The sequence below is a fragment of the Pseudomonas fluorescens genome, assembly GCF_902497625.1.
In the GTDB taxonomy this organism is placed as follows: Bacteria; Pseudomonadota; Gammaproteobacteria; order Pseudomonadales; family Pseudomonadaceae; genus Aquipseudomonas; species Aquipseudomonas fluorescens_BQ.
Window position 1 is genome coordinate 191,040 of sequence record NZ_CABVGX010000004.1, and the last position, 7,559, is coordinate 198,598.

6 protein-coding genes and 1 pseudogene are annotated in these 7,559 nt (G+C 56.6%); 3 read left to right on the forward strand and 4 right to left on the reverse strand.

All coding sequences use genetic code 11. From position 1 onward, the window contains the following. Nucleotides 1-61: 61 nt before the first annotated feature. A pseudogene (locus F8N12_RS04550) lies at nt 62-1,031 on the reverse strand (NAD(P)H-dependent flavin oxidoreductase). Between the two features lie 33 nt (nt 1,032-1,064). Continuing rightward, the gene (gene hemJ, locus F8N12_RS04555) at nt 1,065-1,493 is read right to left on the reverse strand and encodes a protoporphyrinogen oxidase HemJ (protein WP_150579374.1); all 429 of its coding nucleotides are present in this window, start codon (nt 1,491-1,493) and stop codon (nt 1,065-1,067) included. Between the two features lie 135 nt (nt 1,494-1,628). Here hemJ and argC point away from each other — a divergent pair, with 135 nt between their 5' ends. Both argC and erpA read left to right on the forward strand, forming a co-directional pair. Continuing rightward, the gene (gene argC, locus F8N12_RS04560; protein WP_150579375.1) at nt 1,629-2,663 is read left to right on the forward strand and encodes an N-acetyl-gamma-glutamyl-phosphate reductase; all 1,035 of its coding nucleotides are present in this window, start codon (nt 1,629-1,631) and stop codon (nt 2,661-2,663) included. A 154-nt stretch (nt 2,664-2,817) separates the two neighbouring features. Then, nucleotides 2,818-3,168: an iron-sulfur cluster insertion protein ErpA gene (gene erpA / locus F8N12_RS04565; RefSeq protein ID WP_007947969.1), complete on the forward strand. Its 351-nt coding sequence runs from the start codon at nt 2,818-2,820 to the stop codon at nt 3,166-3,168. 75 nt (nt 3,169-3,243) lie between these two features. Here the strand turns inward: erpA and F8N12_RS04570 are convergent, their stop codons facing one another. Then, the gene (locus F8N12_RS04570) at nt 3,244-4,335 is read right to left on the reverse strand and encodes an anhydro-N-acetylmuramic acid kinase (RefSeq protein ID WP_150579376.1); all 1,092 of its coding nucleotides are present in this window, start codon (nt 4,333-4,335) and stop codon (nt 3,244-3,246) included. Nucleotides 4,336-4,338: 3 nt separating this feature from the next. After that, nucleotides 4,339-5,766 (reverse strand): peptidoglycan DD-metalloendopeptidase family protein, encoded by a 1,428-nt coding sequence (locus F8N12_RS04575; protein WP_150579377.1) that lies wholly within the window; start codon nt 5,764-5,766, stop codon nt 4,339-4,341. Between the two features lie 211 nt (nt 5,767-5,977). Here F8N12_RS04575 and tyrS point away from each other — a divergent pair, with 211 nt between their 5' ends. Further along, nucleotides 5,978-7,177: a tyrosine--tRNA ligase gene (gene tyrS, locus F8N12_RS04580; protein ID WP_150579378.1), complete on the forward strand. Its 1,200-nt coding sequence runs from the start codon at nt 5,978-5,980 to the stop codon at nt 7,175-7,177. The last annotated feature ends 382 nt before the right edge of the window (nt 7,178-7,559 follow it).

Below are 7,559 nucleotides of genomic sequence, written 5' to 3' on the forward strand. Positions count from 1 at the left end.
GCGTAGTCAGAAAAAATATGAGTGTGGTAAGGCAGCCCTGCACCGCTGGCCGAGCCGGGGATCAGCGCGGCCAGCGTTCAGGCAATTGGCTCGCCCTTTGCTGTGCCTTGCGGTATTCGGCATCAAGGCGTGCCACCAGTTCATCCACGCTCGGCAGATCATTGATGTCGCCAACACCCTGGCCGGCGGACCACACGGTTTTCCATGCCTTGGCTTCATCGCTCCAGCGGCTTGAGCTTTGAGCCGAAGTTGACTTCGCCCTTGCCCTGAAGCGCCGCCATGTCGAATCCTGCGGCTTCAAGGCTCTGACGCATGAAGCTTGCCGGCACGCCGGACACCGCCGGAGTATGAATGATGTCGGCGGCTCTGGAAGTCAGCAACATCTCCTTGTAGGCATCAGGAGCGTGACTTTCAGTAGTAGCGATAAATCGCGTCCCGAAGTAGGCCAAATCCGCACCCAGCAATTGTGCCGCCAGAATTTCATGACCGTGGTTGAGGCAGCCAGCTAACAACAACGTCTTGTCGAAGAACTGACGGATTTCGGCGATCAGCGAAAACGGACTCCAGGTACCGGCATGGCCACCGGCACCAGCGGCCACCGCGATCAAACCATCGACGCCCGCCTCGGCGGCCTTCTCCGCATGGCGGCGAGTGGTTACATCATGAAAGACCAGACCGCCATAACCGTGCACGGCATCCACCAACTCCTTCACGGCGCCGAGGCTGGTGATCACGATCGGTACTTTGTGTTCGATGCAGATATCCAGGTCCGCCTGCAGGCGCGGATTGCTGTTGTGCACGATCAGATTCACGGCATACGGCGCGGGATTTTCGAGTGTTGCCAGGCCCGCTTCGATTTCTTCCAGCCAGGCTTTGAAACCACTGCTCTCGCGCTGATTGAGTGCGGGAAAGCTGCCCACTATGCCGTTGCGACAACAGGCGAGGACCAGCTGCGGGTTAGAAATCAGGAACATCGGCGCAACCACCACGGGCAAACGCAAACGTTCTTCGAGCAAAGCGGGCAGCGACATTGGAAGTACCCCGGTAAGTGGTGCCGATTGAAGTTAGAACGGCCGAACGACGACCAGAATTACGATAGCCAGCAATATCAAAACCGGCACTTCATTGAACCAGCGATAAAAGACATGGCTGCGGGTGTTTTCGCCACGGGCGAAACGTTTTACCTGCGCACCGCACATGTGGTGGTAGCCGATCAGCAGTACGACCAGAGTCAGTTTGGCGTGAATCCACGCGCCTTGGCTGAAGATGCTCGGGTTGAGGTAAATCAGCGCGATACCGAAAATCAGCGTAGCGATCATCGCCGGTCCCATGATGCCGCGATACAACTTGCGCTCCATAAGGCTGAAGCGTTCCTTGCTGACTGTGTCTTCACTTTGCGCGTGATAGACGAACAGCCGTGGCAGGTAGAACAGGCCGGCAAACCAGCAGACCATGCTGATGATGTGAAACGCTTTGAGCCACAGATAGAGCATTTTTAGTTATTCCCAGGTTCACGGTAGCCACGATAGTAGAGGGTAGAGCGGCCGCACGTCACCTTGGCGGTTGTCGCAGGCGCGCGCGGCCCCTATTATCGACGGCTTTCCAGTGGGTTCGTTGAGGGCAGGTTTATGGTCAAGGTCGGTATCGTCGGCGGCACAGGTTACACCGGTGTCGAACTGTTGCGTCTGTTGGCCCAGCATCCGCAAGCTGAAGTGGTCGTGATCACTTCCCGATCCGAGGCCGGTCTGGCCGTGGCTGACATGTACCCGAACCTGCGCGGTCACTACGACGGCCTGGCATTCAGCGTGCCGGACGTTAAAACCCTGGGCGCTTGCGACGTGGTGTTCTTTGCCACCCCGCACGGTGTTGCCCACGCTCTGGCCGGCGAATTGCTGGCTGCTGGCACCAAAGTCATCGACTTGTCAGCAGACTTCCGCCTGCAGGACGCTGATGAGTGGGCCAAGTGGTACGGTCAGCCGCACGGGGCGCCGCAACTGCTGGAAGAAGCCGTTTACGGTCTGCCGGAAGTCAATCGCGAGCAAATCAAACAGGCCCGCCTGATCGCGGTTCCGGGTTGCTACCCGACGGCGACGCAGCTGGGATTCCTGCCATTGCTCGAAGCCGGTCTGGCCGACACCACGCGTTTGATCGCCGATTGCAAATCCGGTGTCAGCGGAGCCGGTCGTGGCGCTTCTGTTGGTTCGCTGTACTCCGAGACTTCAGAAAGCATGAAGGCCTACGCGGTCAAAGGGCATCGTCACTTGCCGGAAATCCGTCAGGGTCTGCGCCGTGCCGCTGGCAAGGACGTCGGTCTGACGTTCGTGCCGCACCTGACGCCGATGATCCGCGGCATTCACTCGACACTGTATGCAACGGTTGTTGATCGCTCAGTGGATCTGCAGGCGCTGTTTGAAAAGCGTTATGCCAACGAGCCGTTCGTCGATGTGATGCCGGCCGGCAGTCATCCTGAAACACGTAGCGTGCGCGGCGCCAATGTGTGCCGCATTGCTGTGCATCGCCCACAGGACGGTGATCTGGTGGTCGTCCTTTCGGTCATCGACAATCTGGTCAAAGGCGCGTCAGGGCAGGCGGTGCAGAACATGAACATCCTGTTCGGTCTGGACGAACGCTTCGGGTTGTCTCACGCCGGCATGTTGCCCTAAGAGCAACTGCAAGCTCCAAGTTGTAAGCCGCAAGCTTGAAGCTGACCGCTTGAAGCTTGCCGCTGCTTTTCTAATAGTTGACCAATTTTCTAGGAGAAGCGGATAATGCGCGTCATCACGCATTATGGCGGCGTAACGCCGGGAGATAGTCAGCATGAGCGTCGAATCCTTCACCCCCACGGCTTTGCAATTCACTCACGGTGCTGCGCACAAGGTGAAGAGCCTGGTCGATGAAGAGGGGAATGATCGCTTGAAGCTGCGCGTATTTGTTACGGGCGGCGGTTGTTCAGGTTTTCAGTACGGTTTCACTTTCGATGAGGAAGTGGCCGATGACGACACCATCGTGGAGCGCGAAGGTGTGAGTCTGGTGGTCGATCCAATGAGCTTTCAGTACCTGGCGGGTGCCGAGGTGGATTATCAGGAGGGGCTGGAAGGTTCGCGGTTCGTCATCAAGAATCCGAATGCCAGCACCACTTGTGGTTGTGGGTCTTCGTTCTCGATCTGATCTCACACTGCATTACAAAACGCCACAGGGCCTCACGGTACTGTGGCGTTTTTGTGTGTAGGTTTTTCACTGTGTTCAGGCTGGGTAGATCGCCCCCAGAACACGCAAGCCCCGAGCGCCGGTGACGCTGGGGCGACTGGCCGCGATGCCCTCCAGGCAGCAATGAGCCAGCCATGCGAACGCCATTGCTTCGACCCAGTCGGGGTCAACGCCATAAGCATCGGTACTGCTGACTTTTGCATTCGGCAAGAGCGTTGCCAGCCTGTTCATCAAGGTGGCGTTGTGTGCGCCGCCGCCGCAGACCAGTAACTCATGGGTATCCGACTGGGCGCTTTGCAGCGATTCGACGATCGTCTTTGCGGTCAGTTCAAGCAAGGTCGCTTGCACGTCCTCGGCAGCAAACACTGGCAGTTGCCCGAGGTGGTGCGTCAGCCACGGCAGGTTGAACACTTCGCGTCCGGTGCTTTTCGGACCTTGGGTGAGGAAGAATGGATCGCTGAGCAATGCTTTCAACAAAGCTGGCTGAACGCTGCCCGTAGCAGCCCATTGACCACCACGATCAAAATTGTCACCGCGTTGCAGGTGGATCCAGGCATCCAGCAACACATTGCCCGGTCCGCAGTCGAATCCAGCCACCGGCTTGCCAGGTTCGATCAGGCTGAGGTTGCTGAAGCCGCCGACATTCAATACCGCTCGGTTGCCTTGTCGTTTTTCGAACAGCGCTTCATGAAAGGCGGGAACCAACGGCGCACCTTGGCCTCCAGCGGCGACGTCTCGGCTGCGAAAGTCACTGACCACGGTGATTCCGGTCAGCTCGGTCAGCAGGGCAGGGTTGCCGATCTGCACGGTAAATCCACGCGCAGGTTCGTGGCGAATGGTCTGACCGTGGCTGCCAATCGCGCGAATGTCTTCGGGTTTCAGCTGTTGCTTGTCGAGAAGGGTGTGAATGCCTTTGGCGGCCAGTTTCACCCAGTTCTGCTGGGCGATGGCGGAGCGGGCGATCTCGTCTGGCCCGCTGGCGCACAGGCCGAGCAGCTCGGAGCGAAAGGTTTCCGGCATGGGAATGTAGTGCGTGGCGACCATCTTGATCGCCGGGGTCAGCTCGATCAGCGCAATGTCCAGTCCATCAAGACTGGTGCCGGACATCACGCCTATATAGAACGCCATGACTTAACGCTTCGAAGCCAACAGGGTGGATTTCTCTTGATCCATGCGCGCCATCAACGGTTGGCTCTGTGCAAGGAAGCGCGCACGTTCGCCTTTCGAGATTGGATCAGCCATCGCTACTTTCTGCCCTAGCGGGTCTACGTGCACACCGTTGACCTGAAACTCGTAATGCAAGTGCGGGCCGGTGGAGAGACCCGTGGTGCCGATGTAGCCGATCACCTGGCCTTGCTTCACGCTGCCGCCGGTCTTGACGCCTTTGGCGAAACCTTGCATGTGGCCATATAGCGTGCGGTAAGTATTGCCGTGCTGGATGATCACGGTGTTGCCGTAACCGCCGCGGCGACCGGCCAGCAACACCTTGCCGTCACCGGCAGCCTTGATTGGCGTGCCGCGCGGGGCTGCGTAGTCGACACCCTTATGGGCGCGGATCTTGTTCAGGATCGGGTGCTTGCGGCCCATGGAAAATTTTGAGCTGATGCGCGCGAAGTCAACCGGGGTGCGGATGAACGCTTTGCGCATGCTGTTGCCGTCAGCAGTGTAATAGCTGCTGTTGCCTTGTTTGTTGGTGTAACGCACGGCGGTGTACGTCTTGCCGCGGTTGGTGAAACGTGCGGACAGGATCGGACCGTTGCCGACAGCCTTGCCGTTTATGACTTTCTGTTCGTAGATCACGTCAAATTCGTCACCTTGACGAATGTCCTGGGCGAAGTCGACGTCGTAGCCAAACACGCTGGCCATGTCCATGGTCAGGCTGTGCGACAGGCCTGCACGTGCCGCCGACTGGGACAGCGAGCTGTTGATGACGCCGTGAACGTAGGCAGAGCGCACAGTGGGCTTGGTGGTAATGCGATTGAAAGCGTAACCCTTGTCATTCTTGGTCAGGGTGATGGTTTCAAGGTCGCTGACTTTGCTGTGCAGGTTGGTCAGCTCACCTTCCGGGTTCAGTTCGAATTCGAGTTTCTGCCCGCGTTTGAGCTGGCTGAATTGCTTTGCCTGCTTGTTGCTTGCCAGCACCTCAAGCACAGCGGTGGCAGGGAGGCCTACTTTTTCGAACAGGGTAGAGAGCGTATCGCCCTTGGATACGACTATTTCCTTGTGAAATGGCGTCTTCTTCTCTTCAGCGACCGGCTCGAGCACGGGAGCTGGTGTTGCTTCGGCTGTTTGCGGGGCATCTTCGGCGCTGTTTTCAATCTGTGCGAATGGCGATTGCGCAGGTTCATTTGTGGCTTGAACGGCTTCAGCAGCGTCTTGATCTTGTGTCAGTTGTTCAGCAGGGCTTTCCAGTTCAAGACTCAGAGTTGTCTTTTTTGCTTCAACGTCGCTGGATGGGAATACCAGAAGCGCCAGGCTCAGAAGGGCGGCAATACCGCTTGCTGCGAGCAGGTGGGTCTTCGGGTAAAGCGGTGGCGCTTTAGACGATTCTTTGATCATAGGTAATTTTTGACTTTGAAAAGATGGATTGGAAAAGATGAATGACATGATGAAGATGAAATAACTGTATAAAATATAACCAAATCATCTCTGAAGCAAGTCCGCGAACACTCTGCCAGCGGATTGGCGTCATTGCGCCGGCCAAATTTTGTATTTGACGCGCGATCTTGTATGGTTGGTTCCCTTTGAATTCAAGCCTTACGGGTCTGTTATGAAGTCGGTTGAAGAGCAGCTAGCGCTGATCAAACGTGGTGCGGAAGAATTGTTGGTCGAGTCCGAGCTGATTGAAAAGCTCAAGCGTGGCCAGCCGCTACGTATCAAGGCGGGCTTCGACCCTACCGCACCGGATCTGCATCTCGGTCACACCGTGCTTATTAATAAGCTGCGCCAGTTCCAGGATCTGGGGCATCAGGTGATCTTCCTTATAGGTGACTTCACCGGGATGATCGGTGACCCGAGCGGGAAGAGCGCGACCCGCCCTCCGCTGACCCGTGAGCAAGTTCTCGAAAACGCCGAAACCTACAAGACCCAGGTCTTCAAGATTCTTGATCCGGCCAAAACCGAGGTGGCTTTCAACTCCACCTGGATGGACCAGATGGGTCCGGCCGATTTCATTCGTCTGACGTCGCAGTACACAGTAGCTCGCATGCTTGAGCGCGATGATTTCGACAAGCGTTACACCACCAACCAGCCTATCGCTATCCACGAGTTCCTCTATCCGCTGGTTCAGGGTTATGACTCGGTCGCATTGCGCGCGGATGTCGAACTGGGCGGTACCGATCAGAAGTTCAACCTGCTGATGGGCCGTGAACTGCAGCGTGGTTATGGTCAGGAGCCGCAGTGCATTCTGACCATGCCGTTGCTCGAAGGTCTGGATGGTGTGAAGAAGATGTCCAAGTCCTTGGGCAACTATGTCGGCATCCAGGAAGCGCCGGGCGTGATGTACAGCAAGCTGGTTTCGATTCCGGACGTACTGATGTGGCGCTACTTCGAGCTGCTCAGCTTCCGTTCGATGGAAGAGATCAATGCTTTCCGTGCGGATGTCGAGGCGGGTGCCAATCCGCGTGATATCAAGATCAAGCTGGCTGAAGAAATTGTCGCGCGGTTTCATGGTGAAGAGGCTGCGGCCAATGCTCATCGTGCCGCGGGTAACCGTATGAAAGAGGGCGAGCTGCCGGATGACCTGCCAGAGATCGAGCTGACTGCTGCCGAAGCCATGCCGATCGCTGCTGTCCTTAATAAGGCGGGTTTGGTGAAGAATTCTGCGGTAGCGCGGGATCTGCTCAATTCCGGTGGTGTACGTATAGATGGTGAAGTTGTTGATCGCACCTTCATGTACGCACTGGGCGCGACTCATGTTTGCCAGGCCGGGAAGAAGGCATTTGCGCGGATTACGCTTAAATTGGAATAAAGCGTAGATCAGGGGTTGACGGCAGATTCTGGAAGTCTATAATTCGCCCCACTTCCGGCGCAGTCGAAACGGAAAACTCCTTGGTAAACAAAGAGTTACGCGGTTTTCGACGGCGAGCTTGCTTCAGATCATCGAAGCCTGGAAGGAGTTGGAAGAGCGGTGTTGTTTGGCTCTTTTAACGATTCGATCTTCTCGGTCGAAAGCGGAGAAAAAGAGGTGTTGACAGCAGCGAGTAACGCTGTAGAATTCGCCTCCCGCTAACGAGAGATCGGAAGCGCAAGTGGTTGAAGTTGTTAAGGATTTCCAAGCGAAACTTTGAAAACTTCTTAAAATAACCGCTTGACAGAAACACGGAGCGCTGTAGAATGCGCGCCTCGGTTGA